The sequence below is a fragment of the Pandoraea sp. E26 genome (assembly GCF_000681415.1).
GTDB lineage: Bacteria > Pseudomonadota > Gammaproteobacteria > Burkholderiales > Burkholderiaceae > Pandoraea > Pandoraea pnomenusa.
Window position 1 is genome coordinate 104105 of sequence record NZ_AYXJ01000032.1, and the last position, 20005, is coordinate 124109.

At 65.6% G+C, this 20005-nt stretch carries 21 protein-coding genes and 1 riboswitch; of the genes, 12 read left to right on the top strand and 9 right to left on the bottom strand.

Features of this window, described 5'->3' with window-relative positions; all coding sequences use genetic code 11:
• Positions 1-84 precede the first annotated feature (84 nt).
• Together W930_RS0120560 and W930_RS0120565 are read right to left on the bottom strand one after the other, a co-directional pair.
• Complete coding sequence (locus W930_RS0120560) at positions 85-858, bottom strand: exodeoxyribonuclease III (RefSeq protein ID WP_023872815.1); 774 nt, start codon at positions 856-858, stop codon at positions 85-87.
• Positions 859-1044: 186 nt separating this feature from the next.
• Positions 1045-1989 (bottom strand): LysR family transcriptional regulator, encoded by a 945-nt coding sequence (locus tag W930_RS0120565; protein ID WP_023598038.1) that lies wholly within the window; start codon positions 1987-1989, stop codon positions 1045-1047.
• A gap of 197 nt (positions 1990-2186) precedes the next feature.
• On the opposite strand from W930_RS0120565, the gene W930_RS0120570 reads away from it, so the two are divergent.
• From W930_RS0120570 to W930_RS0120625, 12 genes are all read left to right on the top strand, one after another.
• Positions 2187-2642: a CidA/LrgA family protein gene (locus W930_RS0120570; RefSeq protein WP_023598037.1), complete on the top strand. Its 456-nt coding sequence runs from the start codon at positions 2187-2189 to the stop codon at positions 2640-2642.
• A 36-nt stretch (positions 2643-2678) separates the two neighbouring features.
• Positions 2679-3362 (top strand): LrgB family protein, encoded by a 684-nt coding sequence (locus W930_RS0120575; RefSeq protein ID WP_023598036.1) that lies wholly within the window; start codon positions 2679-2681, stop codon positions 3360-3362.
• Positions 3363-3490: 128 nt separating this feature from the next.
• Positions 3491-3615: riboswitch (S-adenosyl-L-homocysteine riboswitch) on the top strand.
• Positions 3616-3646: 31 nt separating this feature from the next.
• Positions 3647-5062 (top strand): adenosylhomocysteinase, encoded by a 1416-nt coding sequence (gene ahcY, locus W930_RS0120580; RefSeq protein WP_023598035.1) that lies wholly within the window; start codon positions 3647-3649, stop codon positions 5060-5062.
• Between the two features lie 133 nt (positions 5063-5195).
• Positions 5196-5555, top strand: a complete 360-nt coding sequence (locus W930_RS0120585) for a phage holin family protein (protein WP_023598034.1) — start codon at positions 5196-5198, stop codon at positions 5553-5555.
• A 46-nt stretch (positions 5556-5601) separates the two neighbouring features.
• Entirely contained in the window at positions 5602-6405 is an 804-nt protein-coding gene (locus tag W930_RS0120590; protein ID WP_023872818.1) for a TlyA family RNA methyltransferase, read from the top strand.
• 27 nt (positions 6406-6432) lie between these two features.
• Entirely contained in the window at positions 6433-7263 is an 831-nt protein-coding gene (metF, locus tag W930_RS0120595; RefSeq protein ID WP_023598032.1) for a methylenetetrahydrofolate reductase [NAD(P)H], read from the top strand.
• Positions 7264-7470: 207 nt separating this feature from the next.
• Positions 7471-9111, top strand: a complete 1641-nt coding sequence (locus W930_RS0120600) for an ABC transporter substrate-binding protein (RefSeq protein ID WP_023872819.1) — start codon at positions 7471-7473, stop codon at positions 9109-9111.
• A gap of 190 nt (positions 9112-9301) precedes the next feature.
• Entirely contained in the window at positions 9302-10306 is a 1005-nt protein-coding gene (locus W930_RS0120605) for an ABC transporter permease subunit (RefSeq protein WP_023598030.1), read from the top strand.
• Positions 10307-10318: 12 nt separating this feature from the next.
• The gene (locus W930_RS0120610) at positions 10319-11239 is read left to right on the top strand and encodes an ABC transporter permease subunit (RefSeq protein WP_023598029.1); all 921 of its coding nucleotides are present in this window, start codon (positions 10319-10321) and stop codon (positions 11237-11239) included.
• A complete protein-coding gene (locus W930_RS0120615; protein WP_023598028.1) occupies positions 11236-12267 on the top strand; it encodes an ABC transporter ATP-binding protein in 1032 nt (343 codons plus the stop codon). Before W930_RS0120610 ends, W930_RS0120615 begins: the two co-directional genes overlap by 4 nt.
• Entirely contained in the window at positions 12264-13292 is a 1029-nt protein-coding gene (locus tag W930_RS0120620) for a peptide ABC transporter ATP-binding protein (RefSeq protein WP_024788408.1), read from the top strand. The genes W930_RS0120615 and W930_RS0120620 overlap by 4 nt, the downstream gene beginning before the upstream one ends.
• Before the next feature lie 50 nt (positions 13293-13342).
• Positions 13343-14290 carry a TraB/GumN family protein gene (locus tag W930_RS0120625; RefSeq protein ID WP_023598026.1) on the top strand — a complete coding sequence of 316 codons (948 nt, stop codon included), beginning with the start codon at positions 13343-13345 and terminating at the stop codon, positions 14288-14290.
• A 57-nt stretch (positions 14291-14347) separates the two neighbouring features.
• Here W930_RS0120625 and ureG read toward each other — a convergent pair whose 3' ends face one another.
• The 7 genes from ureG to W930_RS0120660 form a co-directional block, all read right to left on the bottom strand.
• The gene (gene ureG, locus W930_RS0120630) at positions 14348-14986 is read right to left on the bottom strand and encodes an urease accessory protein UreG (RefSeq protein ID WP_023598025.1); all 639 of its coding nucleotides are present in this window, start codon (positions 14984-14986) and stop codon (positions 14348-14350) included.
• Positions 14987-15173: 187 nt separating this feature from the next.
• Positions 15174-15899 (bottom strand): urease accessory protein UreF, encoded by a 726-nt coding sequence (locus tag W930_RS0120635; RefSeq protein WP_023598024.1) that lies wholly within the window; start codon positions 15897-15899, stop codon positions 15174-15176.
• The gene (gene ureE, locus W930_RS28295; protein ID WP_023872821.1) at positions 15868-16641 is read right to left on the bottom strand and encodes an urease accessory protein UreE; all 774 of its coding nucleotides are present in this window, start codon (positions 16639-16641) and stop codon (positions 15868-15870) included. The genes W930_RS0120635 and ureE overlap by 32 nt, the downstream gene beginning before the upstream one ends.
• Positions 16642-16705: 64 nt before the next feature.
• Entirely contained in the window at positions 16706-18406 is a 1701-nt protein-coding gene (gene ureC / locus W930_RS0120645; RefSeq protein ID WP_023598022.1) for an urease subunit alpha, read from the bottom strand.
• A complete protein-coding gene (locus W930_RS0120650; protein WP_023872822.1) occupies positions 18403-18708 on the bottom strand; it encodes an urease subunit beta in 306 nt (101 codons plus the stop codon). The genes ureC and W930_RS0120650 overlap by 4 nt, the downstream gene beginning before the upstream one ends.
• Positions 18709-18749: 41 nt before the next feature.
• Entirely contained in the window at positions 18750-19400 is a 651-nt protein-coding gene (locus W930_RS0120655; protein WP_023872823.1) for a HupE/UreJ family protein, read from the bottom strand.
• 161 nt (positions 19401-19561) lie between these two features.
• Positions 19562-19864: an urease subunit gamma gene (locus tag W930_RS0120660; RefSeq protein ID WP_023598019.1), complete on the bottom strand. Its 303-nt coding sequence runs from the start codon at positions 19862-19864 to the stop codon at positions 19562-19564.
• Positions 19865-20005: the final 141 nt, after the last annotated feature.

A 20005-nucleotide genomic window follows, 5' to 3' on the forward strand; every position in this document is an offset into this window, starting at 1 on the left:
GGCGGTTTGCGCGAGTCCGCGATGGGGTAGCGACTCGGCGTGTAAAGCAGACCCGGGTGCATTCGCGCCCGGCGCCGTACTGTCTTACAAGGCGTGGTCGTAGTCGACGATCAGGGGCGCATGATCGCTGAACTTGATGTCGCGAAAGACCGAGGTGGTCTTCGCCTTGCCCGCGATGCCAGGCGTGGCGATCTGGTAATCGATGCGCCACCCCACGTTCTTCGCATACGCTTGGCCGCGGTTGCTCCACCACGTGTACTGTTCCGCGCGCGGGTCGAGCGTGCGGAACACGTCGACATAGCCATGTTCGTCAAACAACTGCGTGAGCCACGCGCGCTCTTCTGGCAGGAAACCGGAATTCTTCAGGTTGCCCTTCCAGTTCTTGATGTCGATTTCCTTGTGCGCGATGTTCACGTCGCCGCACAGCACGACTTCCCGGCCAGCGGACTTCAGTTCGAGCAGATGCGGCATGAAGTCGGCCATGAAGCGAAACTTGGCCGCCTGACGTTCCTCGCCGCTCGAACCCGACGGAATGTACACGGAGATGACCGACAACGAACCGTAGCGCACTTCGACATAACGGCCCTCGGCGTCGAACTCGGCGTTGCCCCAGCCGATGAGGATGTCGTCGGGCTCCCGGCGCACGTACACGCCAGCGCCGCTGTAGCCCTTCTTTTCGGCGAAGTGGAAGTAGCCCTGATAGTCGTGCGGCTTGAGGAAATCCGGCGTCATGTCGGGCAGTTGTGCCTTGATCTCCTGAACGCACAGGATGTCGGCCTGCTGGTTGCCGAACCACTCGAAAAAGCCCTTCTTGGCGGCCGATCGCACGCCGTTCAGATTCGCGGTAATGATGCGCATGAGTGTCGATGCGCCGCGCTCGCGCGGCTGGGGGGGAATTGGTCAGCGGCAAGGATACCGCAATCGCCGCACCGTGTCGGATGGCGAGGGCGCCGCCGACCGGGTTGGGCCGTACCTCGCGAGGGCGACGACATTGGAACGTCGTCCGCCCCGGTGGCGTCGGCAGGCGGCGACGGCGCGGCCGTATCAATTGCGGCGCGCCGCGCCGGCGATGGCGGCCTTGGCTTCGCCGTCGCCACCCGGGCCGAGGATGTCGCGCGCGAGTGCGAGCCAGCGCCGCGCGGCGTGCGACAAATAGGAATCGCGCCGCCATGCCATGGCCAGATCCCATGGAATTTCCGGATCGCGCACGTCGACGATCACGAAGCGTTTGGGATCGAGTCGCGCGCAGAACGGTTCGGGCAGCAGCGCCACCCCCACGCCGTTGTCGACCATCGAGGCGATGAAGTCCCACTGGCTCGAGCGACCCGCGATCTTTGGCGTGAACCCCGCGCGGCGGCACGCGGCAATCACCAGTTCTGAAAGGGCGAAACCCTCCCCATAGAAGACGAAGGGCTCGTCGCGCAGTTCACCTAGCCCGACGGAGGCTCGCCCGTCCCAGCGCGACTCGCGCGGCGCAACGAGGCGCAACTGGTAATGGCACACGGGCAGCACGTCGAGAATCGTCGGATCGACCGGCAGCAGCACCGCGCCCAGTTCGATGTCTCCCGCCAGCAGCGCCTGCTCGATGGCGCGCGAGCCGGTCTCGAAGAGCTTCATCTCGATGTCCGGGTAGTGCTGGTGAAACGCACCGATGACCGGGATGAACAGGTCGCCGCCCAGCGGCGGAATCCCGATCGACAACTCGCCGCGCGCCACCGTTTCGAGGTCGGCCAGCTCCTGCTGCAACCTCGCGTAGGCGGCCAGCACGTCCTGGCCCCGCTCGAACACGACGCGCCCCGCATCGGTCAACTGGAGCCGGCGGCCCATGCCACGCTCTTCGCGCAGCATCAGCGGCGTGCCCAGCTCGTCTTCCAGCGCCTTGACCATCTTGCTGACCGTGGGCTGGGTCACGAACAGGGCCTCGGCGGCCGCCGTGAAGCTCTGCTGTCGCACAACTTCCACAAATCCTCGCAACGCACGCAGTTCCATGTTGGTTCACTCGCTTGCACCGCATCGGTGCAGTTTGCCGAAGCGGCCCGTCCTGCCGGCCTCTTGCATGCACTATAAGGGTTAATACCTAAATTATTCCATATTGGAATCAATTTCATGAGACTAATTCATTATATTTATGTTGCACCGCTTCCTATACTGCTATCCATGTTGATGTAAACCCTAGGGAGTCCACCATGACCAAGATGATCGCCAGCCGTCTGTACAGCCGTAGCAAGCGCATTGTGGACGTGGTGTGGCAGGCCGCGCTCCTCACGGGCATTTACCTGGTGGCCGATGCTGCATCGCGTCATTTTCATTTGCCGCTGCCCGGCGGCGTGCTCGGCCTGCTCGCCGTGGTGGCGCTGCTCATGAGCGGCGTGCTCAAGACCGAGAAGATCAAGCGTGGCGCCGACTGGTTTCTGGCCGAGATGATCCTGTTCTTCGTGCCGATGGTCGCCGCCGTCATGCAATACACCGACCTGCTGCGTCATGAGGGACTGCAATTGCTTGCCGTGATCGGCGTGGGCACGGTGCTCGTGATGGTTTCGACTGCCCTGGCCGTCGACTTCGCATGTCGCGCCGAGCGCCATCTCAAGCGCGCGCTGGTGCGCATCCCGGCCCGCCGCGCCCACGTCCACGACGTGCGCTGAGGCATCGCGCAACCATCGCTTCCGCCGAGTCCTGCCATGAATCATACGGCGCTGCTGCTGCTCGTTCTGACCGTCGTCTTCTATTACGTGTCGAAGCGCCTCCACGCGCGTTTCGGCAAGGTGTGGCTCGGCCCGGCGATTCTCGCGCCGGTGCTGCTCATCATCGTCATGGTCGGCGGCGACATTTCCTACAAGACGTACATCTCCGACTCGCGCTGGCTCGTGTGGCTGCTCGGGCCCACGACCATCGCGTTCGCCGTGCCGATCTATGAGCATCGCGACATCATCCGCCGTCATGCCTTCGCGCTGATCGTGGGCGTGCTCGTTGCCATGGTCGTGGCCGTGGGCAGCTCGTTCGTGCTGGCGCGGCTGTTCGAACTGCCGCCGGAGATGGCGCGAAGCCTGCTCGCCCGCTCGATCTCCACGCCGTTTGCGCTGGCGGTCTCGGATCAGGTCGGTGGCTCGCGCGACCTGGTTGGCCTCTTCGTGATCATTACGGGCTTCATCGGTATGCTGCTCGGCGAGGCGCTGCTGTCGTGGCTGCCGCTGCGCACCCGCATGGCGCGCGGCGCGCCGTTCGGCGCGGGGGCTCACGGCTTCGGCACCGCCAAGGCACGCCAGATCGGCAACGAGGAGGGCGTGGTGGCCAGCCTCGTCATGATGATCAACGGCATCGTGATGGTGTTCGCCGCACCGTTGCTCACGCATCTGCCGCTCTGAACGGCGGGCGGCCCGGCCGCCATCGCCCTTGCCCTTTCCCTTTCCCTTCCCCATCGAAGACGTCAAAAATAACCCTTCGCGCGTCGCCGCGGCGCCGACGCCGTGCCTCAGTTTTGCTACAATGCCGGGGTCTTGAGGAGCGTTGCGACAGCGAATCCGCTGCCAGGCTCAAGATCCTTCCCATTGGCCCCGCCGGCCGCCGGTTTCCCCCGGATCGTTGGCGTGTGGGCCCCAAGAACGGCGCTCACGTCCCAACTATCTAGACTTTAGAGAAAGGAGGCGTGATGAACGCCGTAGTCGATTCGAAATTCTCCGATTTCCACGTTGCCGATATCAAGCTGGCCGACTGGGGCCGCAAAGAGCTGACCATCGCCGAGAGCGAAATGCCGGGTCTGATGGCCACGCGCGAAGAGTTCAAGGCCAGCCAGCCGCTCAAGGGCGCGCGCATTGCCGGCTCGCTGCACATGACGATCCAGACCGGCGTGCTCATCGAGACGCTCGTCGCGCTTGGCGCTGAAGTGCGCTGGGCCTCGTGCAACATCTTCTCGACGCAGGACCACGCCGCCGCCGCGATTGCCGCCGCCGGTATTCCCGTGTTCGCGTTCAAGGGCGAATCGCTCGACGAGTACTGGGAATACAGCCACCGCATTTTCGAATGGCCGAATGGCGAGTTCGCCAACATGATTCTCGATGACGGCGGCGACGCCACGCTGCTGCTGATTCTGGGCAGCAAGGCCGAGAAGGACATCTCGGTCGTGGGCAACCCGACCAACGAGGAAGAAGTCGCGCTGTACGCGTCGATCAAGCGTCATCTGGCCATCGATCCGCAGTGGTACAGCAAGCGCCTGTCGCAGATCAAGGGCGTGACCGAAGAGACCACCACCGGTGTGCATCGTCTGTACCAGATGGAAAAGGACGGCGTGCTGCCGTTCCCCGCCATCAACGTGAACGACTCGGTCACCAAGTCGAAGTTCGACAACCTGTACGGCTGCCGCGAGTCGCTGGTCGACGGCATCAAGCGTGCCACCGACGTGATGATCGCCGGCAAGATCGCCCTCGTGGCGGGCTACGGCGACGTGGGCAAGGGCTGTGCGCAGAGCCTGCGCGGCCTGGGCGCCACCGTGTGGGTCACGGAAATCGATCCGATCTGCGCACTGCAGGCCGCCATGGAAGGCTACCGTGTGGTGACGATGGAGTATGCCGCCGACAAGGCCGACATCTTCGTGACGGCAACGGGCAACTTCCACGTGATCGACCACGACCACATGCTCGCGATGAAGCATCAGGCCATCGTGTGCAACATCGGTCACTTCGACTCGGAAATCAACGTGGCGTCGACCCGCAAGTACCAGTGGGAAAACATCAAGCCGCAGGTCGATCACATCATCTTCCCGGACGGCAAGCGCATCATCCTGCTGGCCGAGGGGCGCCTGGTGAACCTGGGTTGCGCCACCGGCCACCCGTCGTTCGTGATGAGCAACTCGTTTACGAACCAGACGCTCGCGCAGATCGAACTGTTCGTGCACGGCGCGAAGTACAAGAACAGCGTGTACGTGCTGCCCAAGCACCTCGACGAAAAGGTCGCACGCCTGCACCTGGGCCGTATCGGCGCCGAGCTGACCGTGCTGTCCGACGATCAGGCGAAGTACATCAGCGTCGACAAGAACGGCCCGTTCAAGCCGGCGCACTATCGCTACTGATCGACACGCGCCCGGCGGCCGGCGTTGACGCGCGAGCGTCGGCGTGCGGGCCGCCCGGCGCTGTCGGACGCGGTTTCACCACTGCCGGTGCCGGGAGTCCGCTCCCGCCCCGGCCTGTTCTTCGGAGCTTGCCATGCGTTTGCTGCTGATTTGGCTCATCAATGCCATCGCGCTTCTCGTTCTGCCCTACGTCGTCTCGGGCATCCAGCTCAAGGGCATCGGTACGGCCCTGATCGTTGCGGTCGTGCTCGGCCTGATCAACGCGTTCCTGCGTCCACTGCTCGTCATCCTGACGTTGCCGGTCACGGTGCTGACGCTGGGGCTGTTCATTTTCGTGATCAACGCGTTGCTGTTCTGGCTGGCCTCGCATGTCGTGAAGGGTTTCGAAGTCTCGGGCTTCTGGGCGGCGCTCTTCGGCTCGCTGCTGTACAGCCTGATCTCGTGGATTCTGTCGGCGCTGGTGTTCGGCGGCGAGCGAGCCACCAACGTGTAATGGCGGCGCATCGCCGTCGCTCGCTTCTTGCAGGAAACCCGTAGTCATGTCGCAAGCGCTTCGGGCCGATCAGGCCCTCGTCTGCCGGGGGCTGGCCGCATCCCGCACCGCCGCTCAACGCCTCATCGATGCCGGACGCGTGTATTACGCCGGCACCGAAACGGCGTTGAAGAAGGCCAGCCAGATCGTGGCGGACGATGAGCACATCGAAGTGCGGGCGGCGCCCGACGGACTGCCCGACGAAGATCGCTACGTGTCGCGCGGCGGCCTGAAACTTGCCGGTGCGCTCGCGCAGACGGGGCTTGGCGTCGGTGGCCGTGTGGCCCTCGACGTCGGCTTGTCGACCGGCGGTTTCGCGGACTGTCTGCTGCAGGCGGGCGTGGCGCGTGTCGTCGGGGTGGATGTCGGGCATGGACAGTTGCATCCGCGTCTCGCGAGCGAGCCGAGGCTGGTGTCGCTCGAGGGCATCAACGCGCGGCACCTGTCGCGCGAGTTGCTCGACGCGCGTCTCGCAACGGCGAGCGCACCGGACGCCATGCCGGAAGCCGGGTTCGACCTGATCGTGGGCGACGTGTCGTTCATCTCGCTCACGCTGGTCCTGCCCGCGCTCGCGCCGTTGCTGGCCCCGGCCGGCGACCTGCTGATGCTGGTCAAGCCGCAATTCGAGGTCGGACGCGAGCATGTCGGCCGCGGCGGGCTTGTGAAGGACGCTGCGCAGTATGCGCAAGTGGAGACAAAAATCCGCACTGCCTGTGAATCGCTCGGACTGACGGTCGCCGCATGGCTCGACAGTCCCATCGCGGGCGGCGACGGCAACCGGGAGTTCTTCGTGCACGCCAGGCGCGCGTGATGCGGCTCTCAAGATGACAAGACGATCATGACGCAACCTTCCTTCAGTTTCGAATTCTTCCCGCCCAAGACGGCCGATGGCGCGGAGAAGCTGCGCGCCACGCGTCAGCAGCTGTTCCCGCTCGGGCCCAAGTTCGTCTCCGTGACGTTCGGCGCCGGCGGTTCGACCCAGCAGGGCACGCTCGACACCGTCGTTGAAATCCAGCGCGAAGGCGTGGAGGCCGCGCCGCACCTGTCGTGCGTGGGTTCGACCCGCGAGAACATCCGCGAGATCCTGCAGACGTATCGTCAGCACGGCATCCGCCACATCGTGGCGCTGCGCGGCGACCTGCCCTCGGGCATGGGCGAGATCGGCGAATTTCGTTATGCGTCGGAGCTCGTGGAGTTTATCCGCGCCGAGACCGGCGACTGGTTCCACGTCGAGGTGGCTGCCTACCCGGAATACCATCCGCAGGCGCGCTCGCCCCGTCTGGACCTGGAGCATTTCGCCAACAAGGTGAAAGCCGGGGCCAACGCCGCGATCACGCAGTACTTCTTCAATGCGGATGCGTATTTCCGGTTCGTCGACGACGTGGCGCGCCTGGGCGTGCAGGTGCCGATCGTGCCGGGCATCATGCCCATCACGAACTACTCGCAGATGATGCGTTTCTCGGAAATGTGCGGCGCCGAAGTGCCGCGCTGGATCGCCAAGCGCCTGGAGGGCTTCGGCGATGATCGCGAGGCGATCCGCGCCTTCGGGCTCGACGTGGTGACCGGACTTTGCGAGCGTCTGCTCGCCGGCGGGGCGCCCGGGTTGCACTTCTATACGCTCAACGCGGCATCGGCGACCAAGGCGATGTGGCAGCGTCTCGGCCTCTAAGGCGCACGCAATCGTTTGCCAACGCAGGGGTGTCCAGGAAGTCAATTCTAATCATAAATGGGTGATTTCCTATCCAAAAACACCACAAATAGGCGGTTTGCTAGGGATTTGGCGTGTTGTGACGCACGGGAAGCTTCAGTAATATCCCCGTGAACCCGGCGACGGATCGTCGTCGGGCGTCATAACAGATCAAATTTCGAGGAGCCTATGAAACAGACTCACACCCTGCGTTTGCTTTTGGCTGCGACCTTGCTTGCCGGTGCGGCCGTGATCCCGCCCGCCGCGGCGGTCGAGCTCCCGAACAAGACCCTCGTCTATTGCTCCGAGGGCAGCCCCGCCGGTTTCGATCCGGGGCAACTGACTACCGGCACCGACTTCGATCCCGCCGACGCCATCTACAACCGTCTCATCGCTTTCGTGCCCGGGGAAACCGGTGTCATGCCGTCGCTCGCGGAGAAATGGGATATCTCGCCGGACAACAAGGTCTATACGTTCCATCTGCGCAAGGGTGTCAAATTCCACAAGACGGATTACTTCACGCCCACCCGCGACTTCAACGCCGAAGACGTGAAGTTCACTTTCGACCGCATGGCCGATCGCGAGATGCCGTTCCGCAAGGCATACCCGGCGGAATTCCCGTATTTCGTTGACATGGGCCTGCAGGCGGACATCGATCGCATCGAGGTCGTCGATCCGTACACCGTGCGCTTCGTGCTCAAGAAGGTCGACGCACCGTTCATCCAGAACCTGGCCATGTCGTTCGCGTCGATCCTCTCCAAGGAATACGCGGACAAGCTGCTCGCCGCCAATAACGCGCGCGACATCGCGCTCAAGCCCGTTGGCACCGGTCCGTTCATCTTCCGCAGCTACACGAAGGACGCCACGCTGCGCCTGGACGGCAACAAGGACTACTGGAACACGAGCCTGCCGCCAAAGGTCAGCAAGCTGATCTTCGCGATCACGACCGACGCGAACGTTCGCATCCAGAAGCTCAAGCGCAACGAGTGCCAGGTGGCGACGTATCCGCGTCCGGCGGACGTCGATGCGCTCAAGGCGGAGATTCAGTCGCAAGGCAAGGCGTCGAAACTGAAGATGCCGGACCAGGTCGGCTTCAACCTCGGCTACGTGGCGTACAACGTGCAGAAGAAGCCGCTCGATCGCGTGGAAGTGCGTCAGGCGCTCGACATGGCAATCAACAAGAAGGCGATTCTCCAGTCCGTCTACGGCTCGGCCGGTCAGTTGTCGAACGGCGCCCCGATGCCGCCGACGCAGTGGTCTTACGACAAGAACATCAAGCAGGCGAGCTACGATCCCGAGAAAGCGAAGGCTCTGCTCGACAAGGCGGGCGTGAAGGGCATGGAGATCACGCTGTGGGCCATGCCGGTGCAACGGCCGTACAACCCGAACGGCAAACTCATGGCCGAGATGATCCAGGCCGACTGGGCGAAAATCGGCGTGAAGGCCAACATCGTCACGTACGAATGGGGTGAGTACATCAAACGCGCCAAGGCCGGAGAACACGATGCGCTGCTCATCGGCTGGACCGGCGACAACGGCGATCCGGACAACTGGCTCGGCGTGCTGCTCGGCTGCGATTCGATCAACGGCAACAACTTCTCGAAGTGGTGCTACAAGCCTTTCGACGACCTCATCAAGCAGGCGCGTCAGACGACCGATCAGGCCACGCGCACCAAGCTCTACACGCAGGCGCAGGAGATCTTCGCGCAGCAACTGCCGTTCTCGCCCATCGCGCACTCCACGCAGTACAAGCCGATGTCCACGAGCGTGCAGGGCTTCAAGCTGAGCCCGTTCAGCCGCAACAGCTTTGCGGGCGTCTCGTTGAACTGAGTCCGCGACACGATCGACCGGTCCCGCGCCCCGCGCGCCGACCGGCGTCGAACCGCTGCCCGGGCCGCCGCGCCCGGGGGCGGCGGTCGCACCACGTCGGCAACGCGCCGACGATTGATTAACGCGGCACAGCACCGCTCGTCCCTGCGCCGGGGGCGGGCGATGCGCCAAGCCCCCACGGAACCCTCCTATGCTGAGATTCGTCCTGAGACGACTGGGCATGGTGATCCCGACCTTCATCGGGATCACCGTGCTCGCGTTCGCGCTCATTCACCTCATCCCCGGCGATCCGATCGAAGTCCTCGTGGGCGAGCGCAATCTCGACCCCGTCATGCACGCCGAGGCGATGAAGCGGCTCGGGCTCGACCAGCCGCTCACCACCCAGTACTTCGTCTACCTGAAGCACGCCGCGCAAGGCGACCTCGGACGCTCCATCGTCACCAACGAAGGCGTGCTGCACGAGTTCTTCGCCCGCTTCCCCGCCACATTGGAGCTCGCGCTGTGCGCGATGATCTTCGCACTGGTCGTGGGCCTGCCCGCCGGCGTGGCCGCATCGCTCAGACGCGGCAAGACGCTCGACCACGCGACCATGGGCGCGGCACTCACCGGCTACTCCATGCCGATCTTCTGGTGGGGGTTGCTGCTCATCATGCTGTTCTCCGTCAATCTGCAATGGACGCCGGTGTCCGGGCGCATCGGGGTCGAGTACGACGTGCCGAGCGTGACCGGCTTCATGCTGATCGACACGCTGCTCTCCGGCGACGAGGGGGCATTCTCCTCGGCGCTCAGCCACCTGATCCTGCCGACCATCGTGCTCGGCACGGTGCCGCTGGCCGTGATTGCGCGCATGACGCGCTCGGCCATGCTCGAAGTGCTGCGCGAAGACTACATCCGTACGGCGCGGGCCAAGGGGCTGTCGCCCTGGCGCGTGATCGTCGTGCATGCGTTGCGCAATGCGCTGATCCCGGTCATCACGGTGATCGGACTGCAGGTCGGCGCGTTGCTCGCCGGCGCGGTGCTCACCGAGAACGTGTTCTCGTGGCCCGGCATCGGCAAATGGCTGATCGACGCGATTCTTCGTCGCGACTATCCGGTGGTGCAGGGCGGCATCCTGCTCATCGCGACGGGCGTGATTCTGGTCAATCTGCTGGTCGACGTGCTCTACGGCGTCGTCAACCCGCGCATTCGGCACTGAAGGAGGTCAACGATGAGTGACACCCCTGCCACGCTGCCGCCTCCCGCCGCCGTGACCGCGACGCCTCGCGCACGCCTGCTCCGGGAGTTTCTGCGCAGCTTTACCGCGAACCGCGGCGCCACGGCTGCGGCCGTGGTGCTGCTGCTGATGTTCGCGGCTGCCATTCTGGCGCCGCTGATCGCGCCGCACAGCCCGATCGAGCAATATCGCGACTACGTCAAGATTCCGCCCGTGTGGTTCGAGGGCGGTAACGCCCGGTTCCTCCTGGGTACGGACGAGGCCGGTCGGGACATCCTTTCGCGCCTGATCTTTGGCGCGCGCCTGTCGTTCTGGATCGGTCTGTCGTCCGTGGTGCTCTCGCTGATTCCGGGCATTCTGCTCGGGCTGTTTGCGGCGTTTTTCCAGCGCTGGCTCGACACGCCGATCATGCGGTTGATGGACATGATGATGGCGCTGCCGTCGCTGCTGCTGGCGGTGGCGGTGGTGGCCGTGATCGGGCCGGGCCTAGCCAATACGACGATCGCCATCGCGATCGTGACATTGCCCGCATACGTGCGACTCACGCGCGCCGCGGCGCTCGGCGAGTTGCAGCGCGAGTACGTCGTGGCCTCGCGCATGGCCGGGGCGGGAACGCTGCGGTTGATGTTCTCGACGGTGCTGCCGAACTGCGCGGCACCGCTGATCGTGCAGGCCACGCTGAGCTTCTCGGTGGCCATTCTCGACGCCGCGGCGCTGGGCTTTCTCGGTCTGGGCGTGCAGCCGCCGCTTGCCGAGTGGGGCTCGATGCTCGCGTCGGCACGCGACTATATGGAAAGTGCCTGGTGGATTGTCACCCTGCCGGGACTTGCGATCGTCATCTCGGTGCTCGCCATCAACCTGGTCGGCGACGGCCTGCGCGATGCACTCGACCCCAAACTGAAGCGAATCGCATGAATCTGCTCTCCATTCGAAATCTGTCGGTCGACTTCGACGGCGCGCGCGCCGTCGATGCTATCGACCTTGACGTCGCCCAGGGCGAGATCCTCGGCGTGGTCGGCGAATCCGGCTCGGGCAAGAGCGTGACGATGCTCGCGCTCATGGGACTGATCGACGCGCCGGGGCGCGTCCTTGCCGACGAAGTGCGCTTCGACGGCCGCGACCTGCTGCATGCGTCGGCGCGCGAGCGCCGCAACATCGTCGGGCGCGACGTGTCGATGATTTTCCAGGACGCGCTCACCAGCCTGAACCCGAGCTACACCATCGGCTATCAGATCGGCGAAGTGTTGCGCCGTCACATGGGGTTGCGCGGCCGCGCCCTTCGAGCGCGCGTCGTCGAGTTGCTCGAGCAGGTCGAGATTCCCGACGCGGCCAACCGGCTGGGGGCTTATCCACACCAGTTGTCCGGCGGGATGAACCAGCGGGTGATGATTGCCATGGCGATCGCCTGCCGACCGAAACTGCTGATCGCCGACGAGCCGACCACGGCCCTCGACGTGACGATCCAGGCCCAGATCATGGCGTTGCTGCTCCAGTTGCAGAAGGATCACGGCATGTCGCTCGTGCTGATTTCCCACGATCTGGCGGTGGTGGCCGAAGTCGCGCACCGCGTGGCGGTGATGTATGCAGGCCAGGTGATCGAAGTCCAGCAGGTACCGGCACTCTTCGATACCCCGCATCACCCCTACACCGAAGCGCTGCTCTCGGCGATTCCCGAGCACAACCGGGGCGTGCGTCGACTGCGTACCTTGCCGGGCGTGGTGCCCGGGCGCGATGACCGCCCGGCGGGCTGTCTGCTCTCGCCGCGCTGTCCGTACGCGGACGATCGTTGCCGCGCGGTGCAGCCGGCGCTCGAACCGTACGCGGCGCCGGGCATGGCGGGCGTGGCGGGCATGACGGGCGGAATGGGCTCGCCCACGGTGCGGTGCTTCAAGCCTTTGCCGCACGCGGTGGCGGGCGATCGAGTGGCAGGGGGGGTGCGATGAGTGAAACCGTTTTCGCGACGCCTCAGGAAACCCCGCGGGCGCTGGCCGGGCAGGGGCGTGTCGTGCTGTCCGCGCACGACCTGACGCGCTTCTATACCGTGAACCGCGGGTTGCTGCGCGGGCCGGCGACGCTCAGGGCGCTCAATGGCGTGTCGTTCGAGCTCGCGGCGGGGCGCACGCTGGCGGTGGTCGGCGAGTCCGGGTGCGGCAAATCGACGCTGGCCAGGGTCTTGACGTTGATCGAACCGCCCACGTCGGGCAGACTCGTCGTCGACGCGACCGAGACCACGTCCGCATCGGCTGGCGAAGTGGCGCCGCTGCGCACGCGGGTGCAGATGGTGTTCCAGAACCCGTACGCGTCGCTCAACCCGCGCAAGACGGTGGGGCAGGCGCTCGACGAGCCGCTGGCCATCAACACGTCGCTCGGCCGCGCGGAGCGCGGGGAGAAGATTGCCGAGATGATGCGCACGGTTGGCTTGCGCCCGGAACATGTGGCGCGGTATCCGCACATGTTCTCGGGTGGGCAGCGGCAGCGGGTGGCGATCGCGCGGGCGATGATCCTGTCGCCGGCCATCGTGGTCGCCGACGAGCCCGTTTCGGCCCTGGATGTCTCAATTCAGGCACAGATCCTGAATCTTTTCATGGATTTGCAGGACCGATACGCGACGAGTTACGTATTCGTGTCGCATAATCTCGCGGTGGTCGAGCATGTGGCCGACGATGTCATGGTGATGTACCTCGGCCGCGCGGTCGAACACGGTCCCAAGGCCGCCGTGTTCGGCAAGCCGCTGCATCCGTACACCAAGGCGCTGATGTCGGCCACGCCGGCGATCAAGGCGGCCGAGCGGCGGGTCAAGATCCCGTTGATCGGCGAGTTGCCGTCGCCCTTGCGACCGCCGCCCGGGTGTGCGTTCGCGCCACGCTGCCCGTACGCAGTCGACCACTGCCGCGAAGAAGTGCCGCAACTGCGCAAGCTCGAAGGACGTCTGGTGGCGTGCCATCGGGTCGAAGACATTGAGGGATGACGAGATTGGGTGGACCACCACGCGCGACGCACGTTCGTCGGGGCGTTGCATTGACCGGCTGGCTGCTCGGTTGCCTGTTGATGGCGCTCGCCGTCACGCTGGATGCGGCGTCGACCGGCACGCCCCGCGCGATCGCGCCGCGCACGCTGCCGCTGGTGGTCCCGGAGCCGGGCGAGGCGCCGCCGGGCGCCAATCTCCCGTTCTACGAAGCCCGCAAGGGCGACATGACCATCTACGTGATGGGTACCCTGCATGTCGGCAAGCCCGACGACTATCCGTTCCGCAAGGTCGTGGTCGATGCGCTGCGCGTGTCGAAGACGGTGGCGTTCGAGCTCTCGCCTGACGACCTGACGATGTCGCAGGACGACGTGCAGAAGTACGGCATGTGCGCGCGGTCGTGTCTGCCCCGGCTGATTCCGGCGCCGCTCTGGCGCAAGCTGCGCGCGCGTCTCAAGGGCAATCCGGCAATGCTTGCCGAGATCCGTCACATGCGGCCGTGGCTGGCGGCGCTACTCGTCGAGACACTCGATTCGATGGGGGCCGACCTGCAAACGGAGTACGGTACCGAGAACCAGTTGGAGAATATCTATCGCGGCCGCATTGTCGGCCTCGAGTCGCTGGCGGAACAGATGGACGCGTTCACCGGCCTCACGCCCGCGCAGCAGAACGAGTTGCTGGCACAGGAGCTGGTGCTCACTCCGAAGAAGGCGACGGCGCAGGTCGAGGAGTTGCACCGCCTGTGGCGGGCGGGCGACGCGGAACTGGTCTTCGACTGGTCGCAGGGCAAGGCGGCGCAGGTGCGGCGCAACGCGGCCCTGGCCGACGCCATCGACGAGCGCATCCTGTATTCGCGCAACCGGCGCTTTCTGGCGCGCATGCTGTTCCTCGCCGACCCGGGCAAGCCGGTCTTCGTAGCGGTCGGCACGCTGCATCTCGGCGGTCCGCACGGCGTGTTGCAACTGCTGCGCGAACACGGGTTTTCGGTGGCGCAGCGCTAGCGCGCGCCGGGTGCCGCGAAGCCGGCGGTCGAACGAACCGCCGGGTCTGACGCTCACTTACGCCAACATCCCCCGGGCTTCGATGAAGCGGATGATCTCCTGAAGGCCCTTGCCTTCCTTCATGTTTCCCATCACGAATGGACGCATGCCGCGCATTTTCTGCGTGTCCGAGCGCATGATGTCGAGCGAGGCGCCGACGTATGGGGCGAGATCGGTCTTGTTGATGACGAGCAGATCCGACTTCGTGATGCCGGGGCCGCCCTTGCGCGGAATCTTCTCGCCGCCTGCGACATCGATCACATAGATCGTGAGATCCGAGAGCTCCGGGCTGAAGGTGGCCGCGAGGTTGTCGCCGCCGGACTCGATGAAAACGACGTCCGCGTCGGGGAAGCGGTCCAGCATCCGGTCGACGGCTTCGAGGTTGATCGAGGCGTCCTCGCGGATCGCCGTGTGCGGACATCCGCCGGTCTCCACGCCAAGAATGCGTTCCGGTGCCAATGCACCTGCAACGGTCAGCAGACGCTGATCCTCCTTGGTATAGATGTCGTTGGTGATCACGACGAGATCGTAGCGCTCGCGCATGGCTTTGCAGAGCATCTCGGTCAGGGTGGTCTTGCCGGAGCCGACGGGGCCTCCGATGCCGACACGCAGCGGCGGATTCTTCTTGGTACGACGGGCGTTGGCAGTGGTCGTCATGGCGAATGTCGTGGTGGCGGTGAAAGTAGCGGATTCGTGAAAAACGGCCAGGTGCTGGTCAATAGCGAATCAATTGCGAGTCAGTCGCGAGTCAATCATGTGATGCCGTGGAACGCATTCGCGCGAGAACGCGCGATGCACGGGGACACGGTCGCGCCCGCTGCGATCCCGATGCCGCGCTCGCGTCTCATGAGCGGAACAGCCGCGAGTACTGTGTTTCATGGCGCGAAGCGAGAATCGCGAGCGCGGGGGAGAACGTGTTGATTCGATCATCCGGCAATGCCATGGCCCGACGCGCGGCCGCCACGATGCGGGGCCGCAACGCCACGATCACGCGCTGTGCGGCGAGTTGTCCGAGCGGTACGGCCTTGAGTGCGCCGGCCACCTGATTCTCCAGCCAACTGAAGGCGTAGGCGACCAGCGTGTCGGCGAGCGTGGCGCCGTGCGCCAGCGCGGCAAGCGAAAATGCCGTCGGGAGGGCGATCGGACGCAGCGCCGAAAGACGATCGCGCTGCGTGGGGGTGCCCCATTCGAGCGAGACGATCAATTGCGTGAGCGACCAGCCCATCTGCTCGGTCTCCGCGCGCAGCTCGGCCGCTTCGCGCGTGGCCAGCAGCCAGTCGTTCACGCGAATGAGCGCCGCGTCGTCGTCCGTCTGCCAGTGACGCCACTGCCGCGCGAGCAGCGCCAGTTCGCCCGTGGCGAATACGCCATCGAGCTGACTGGCGATCCAGCGCCCGGCGCTGGCAGCGTCGTGAACGATGCCATGTTCGACGGCGGCTTCCAGGCCTTGCGAATAGCTGAACGCCCCGATCGGCAGTGCCGGCGACGCAAGGTGCAACAGCGCGGCAAGCGACTGGAGCGACGCGTCGGCGACGGGCTCAGTGAGTGGACTGGGGAGACTTGCCGTCATCGGAGAGACTCACTTGGGAAGCCGGTTCGTCGGTCGAGCCCGGCGGCATGTGGGAATGATCGTGCCCGCATGCGGCACCGTGCACATGCGCGTGAGCATGCGAGGCGTCTTCCGTGTGCGCGCAGCCGGGGCCATGCGTGTGATCGTGCTGGCATGCCGAGCCGTGCGAATGTCCATGATCGTGACCATGATCGTGCGAATGCCCATGCGGGTGGTCGTGATCGTGTCCGTGATGCTCGTGGAAGACGCGCTGTGCGAGCGCGAAGTCCTCGGCGAAGGTGGCATCGTGCCCGTGCTTGTGACCGCCGCCGTAGGCGCCCGCTTCGGGCTCGAACGGCATCAGCGCCTCGGCGACGTCGACGCCGAGCCGCAGCAGCATATCGCGCAGCACCGGGTCGTGTTCGAGCTTGAGATACCCGTCGCCCACTTCCACCGGCGTATGCCGGTTGCCGAGATGGTACGCCGCGCGCGTGAGCGCCAGCGGCGTGGCAGCCGTCACGAGCAGCACCGTTTCGGGGGCGGCTTCCACGCGGATGAACCCGCCGTCGTCGGCCACGAGCACGTCGCCGCCGCGCAGCACGGTGCCACGCGGCAGGAACAGTGCAACGTCCTCGCCCGTCGCCAGCGTGGCGCGCAAGCGGCTCTTGCTGCGCGCGTCGAACGGCAGCACGAGGGCCGGTGCGCGGCGGGCGAGCGGTGCGGCGATGCGCCCGGCGGCAAAGTACTTCTCCACGCGGCGCAGCGCCGTGGACGACGTTGCCGGATCCGGCGAGGAGGGCGATTCGGGAGCTTGCGCCATGGTTCGTTCAGAAAAGGAAGTAGCGTTGCGCCATGGGCAACACGGTCGCCGGCTCGCACGTCAGCAGCTGTCCGTCGGCGATGACCTGATAGGTCTCGGGGTCGACGCTGATGTGCGGCAGCCAGGCGTTGTTCACCATGTCGGCCTTGGTGACCTGCCGGATATTGCGCACCGGCACCACGCGCTTGGACAGACCGTAACGTCCGGCCACGCCGCCATCGTACGCCGCCTGCGACACGAACGTGAGCGAAGTGCGCGCCATGGCCCCGGCGCGCGCACCGAACATCTCGCGATAGTGCACCGGCTGGGGCGTCGGGATCGACGCGTTCGGGTCGCCCATGAGCGCCGTCGTGATCATGCCGCCCTTGAGAATCAGCGACGGCTTCACGCCGAAGAATGCCGGCTCCCACAGGACCAGGTCGGCCCATTTGCCCACTTCGACCGAGCCGATCTCGTGCGCCATGCCGTGCGTGATGGCCGGGTTGATCGTGTACTTCGCGACGTAACGCTTTACGCGGAAGTTGTCCGCCTCGCCGGTGTCCGGACCGAGCGCGCCGCGCTGCACCTTCATCTTGTGCGCCGTCTGCCAGGTGCGCATGACCACTTCACCCACGCGCCCCATGGCTTGCGAGTCGGACGAGATCATCGACAGTGCGCCCAGATCGTGAAGGATGTCCTCGGCCGCGATCGTCTCGCGCCGGATGCGCGACTCCGCGAAGGCGATGTCCTCGGCGATGGCCGGGTCGAGGTGATGGCAGACCATCAGCATGTCGAGATGTTCGTCGAGCGTGTTGATGGTGTAGGGCCGCGTCGGGTTGGTCGACGACGGCAGTACGTTCGCCTCGCCGCAGACCTTGAGGATGTCCGGCGCGTGACCGCCGCCGGCGCCCTCGGTGTGATACGTGTGGATCGTGCGTCCCTTGATCGCGGCCACGGTCGCTTCGACGAAGCCGCCCTCGTTGAGCGTGTCGGTATGAATCGCGACCTGGGTATCGGTGGCGTCGGCGACCGACAGGCAGGCGTCGATGGCCGCGGGCGTGGAGCCCCAGTCCTCGTGCAGCTTCAGCCCGATGGCGCCGGCCTCGATCTGCTCCATCAACGGCTCGGGCTGGCTCACGTTGCCCTTGCCGAGAAAGCCGAGATTGATCGGCCAGCCGTCGGCGGCCTGGAGCATGCGTTCCAGATGCCACGGCCCCGGCGTGCAGGTCGTGGCGTTGGTGCCGGTCGCCGGGCCCGTGCCGCCGCCGAGCAGCGTGGTCACGCCCGAGGACAGCGCCTCTTCGATCTGTTGCGGACAAATGAAGTGAATGTGCGAATCGATGCCGCCGGCCGTGACGATCATGCCCTCGCCGGCGATCACTTCGGTGGCGCCGCCCAGCGGAATCGTCACGCCGGGCTGGATGTCCGGATTGCCCGCCTTGCCGATGCCCCAGATGCGCCCGTCCTTGAGGCCGATGTCGGCCTTCACGATGCCCCAGTGATCGATGATCACGGCGTTGGTGATGACGGTGTCCACCACGTCGGCGCGGGGACGTTGCGATTGCCCCATGCCGTCGCGAATCACCTTGCCGCCGCCGAATTTCACTTCTTCGCCGTAGATCGTGAAGTCGCGCTCGATTTCGACGATGAGTTCCGTGTCGGCCAGTCGCAGCCGGTCGCCGGTCGTGGGCCCGAACATTTCCGCGTACGCGCGGCGAGAGATTTTCATAGCGCCCCCATGACGCGACCTGCGAAACCGAATACGCGCCGCTCGCCCGCGAGCGCGACCAATTCCACCGTCCGCTGCTGGCCGGGTTCGAAGCGCACCGCGGTGCCGGCCGCGATGTTCAGGCGAAAGCCGCGCGTGGACTCACGGTCGAACCGCAGTGCGTCGTTGACCTCGTAGAAGTGGAAGTGCGAGCCGATCTGGACCGGCCGGTCGCCGGTGTTGGCCACGGTGACGCGGATCGTCGGGCGGTCCGCGTTCAACGTGATCTCGCCGGCGGCGGGCAAGAGTTCTCCGGGAATCATGTGAGTCTCCGAGATGATGGCGAGAGCCGATGTCCGCGACATCAGGCCACGGCCGCGAGCAGCGTCGCGCCGTAGGCCAGCACGCCCGCGCCCAGCACGCGCGGCAGCCATGCCGAGCGACGACGCAGCGCTACGCCGGCAGCGATGCCCACACTGTGCAGCACGCCGGTGGCCAGCACGAAGCCGGCGAGGTAATGCATGGCGCTGGCCTGCGCCGGCAACTCGACGCCGTGCGCGAAGCCATGGAAGATCGCGAACGCGCCCACGATGGCCGCGCCCGCCCAGCCGGGCAACTGTGCGCGCGTGGCGAGCAGCAGGCCGAGCACCAGCAGCGAGACGGCGATCATCGGCTCCACCCCGGGCAGCGCGAGCGCGTGCGACATGCCGAGCAGGCCGCCTGCGGCCAGCATCGCCACGAAGGCGAGCGGGGCGAGCCAGACGCGTCGGGCGGTGAGCGAGCTCCACAAGCCCACGACGATCATCGCGCAAAGGTGATCGGCACCGGTGAGCGGGTGCAGGAAGCCCGCCGCGAAACTGGTCGCCGCGTCGTGGCCGGGATGACCCGGGTGCGCGAGTGCGGCGCCCGACGCGGCGAGCAGGGCCAGGCCGGCGAGACCACGCGCGAGGCGTTGGCGCGAGACGGCGAAGGTGCCGGAGTCGGCGATGACGAGCGGGGGGCGGACCAGTGACATGAGACGTCCTTTCGAGAGAGTGGTTGACGACACGGCGTCGGTTATCGGATGTTGTCCGGCCTTATCGGGTGCGGTCGTGCGCGTCGCGTGCGAGCGCCTCGAATGGCCGGGCGTGGTCGGCGCATGCGAACCGATGGCGCCGGTTCGCGCGCCGACGGGCTTCAGGGAATCGGGTGATGCACGGTGACAAGCTTGGTCCCGTCGGGAAACGTGGCCTCGACCTGGATGTCCGGGATCATCTCGGGCACGCCGTCCATCACGTCGTCGCGAGTGAGCAGCGTGGTGCCGTAGTGCATCAGGTCGGCGACGGTGCGCCCGTCGCGGGCGGCTTCCATGAGCGCGGCGCTGATGAAGGCCACGGCTTCCGGATAGTTCAGCTTCAGGCCGCGTGCGCGTCGACGCTCCGCGAGCAGCGCGGCGGTGAAGATCAGCAACTTGTCTTTTTCTCGTGGGGTGAGCTTCATCTTGACGTGAAATTCAATGCGAAAGGGTCATGGGAGCAACGCTGCTGCCGCTCATCATAAGCACGAGTCGGGCGGCGCGCCATATCGATCGCGCACGCGCGGTTCGCGCACCAAAACCGTGCCGGACAAGGGCGGTGGGGC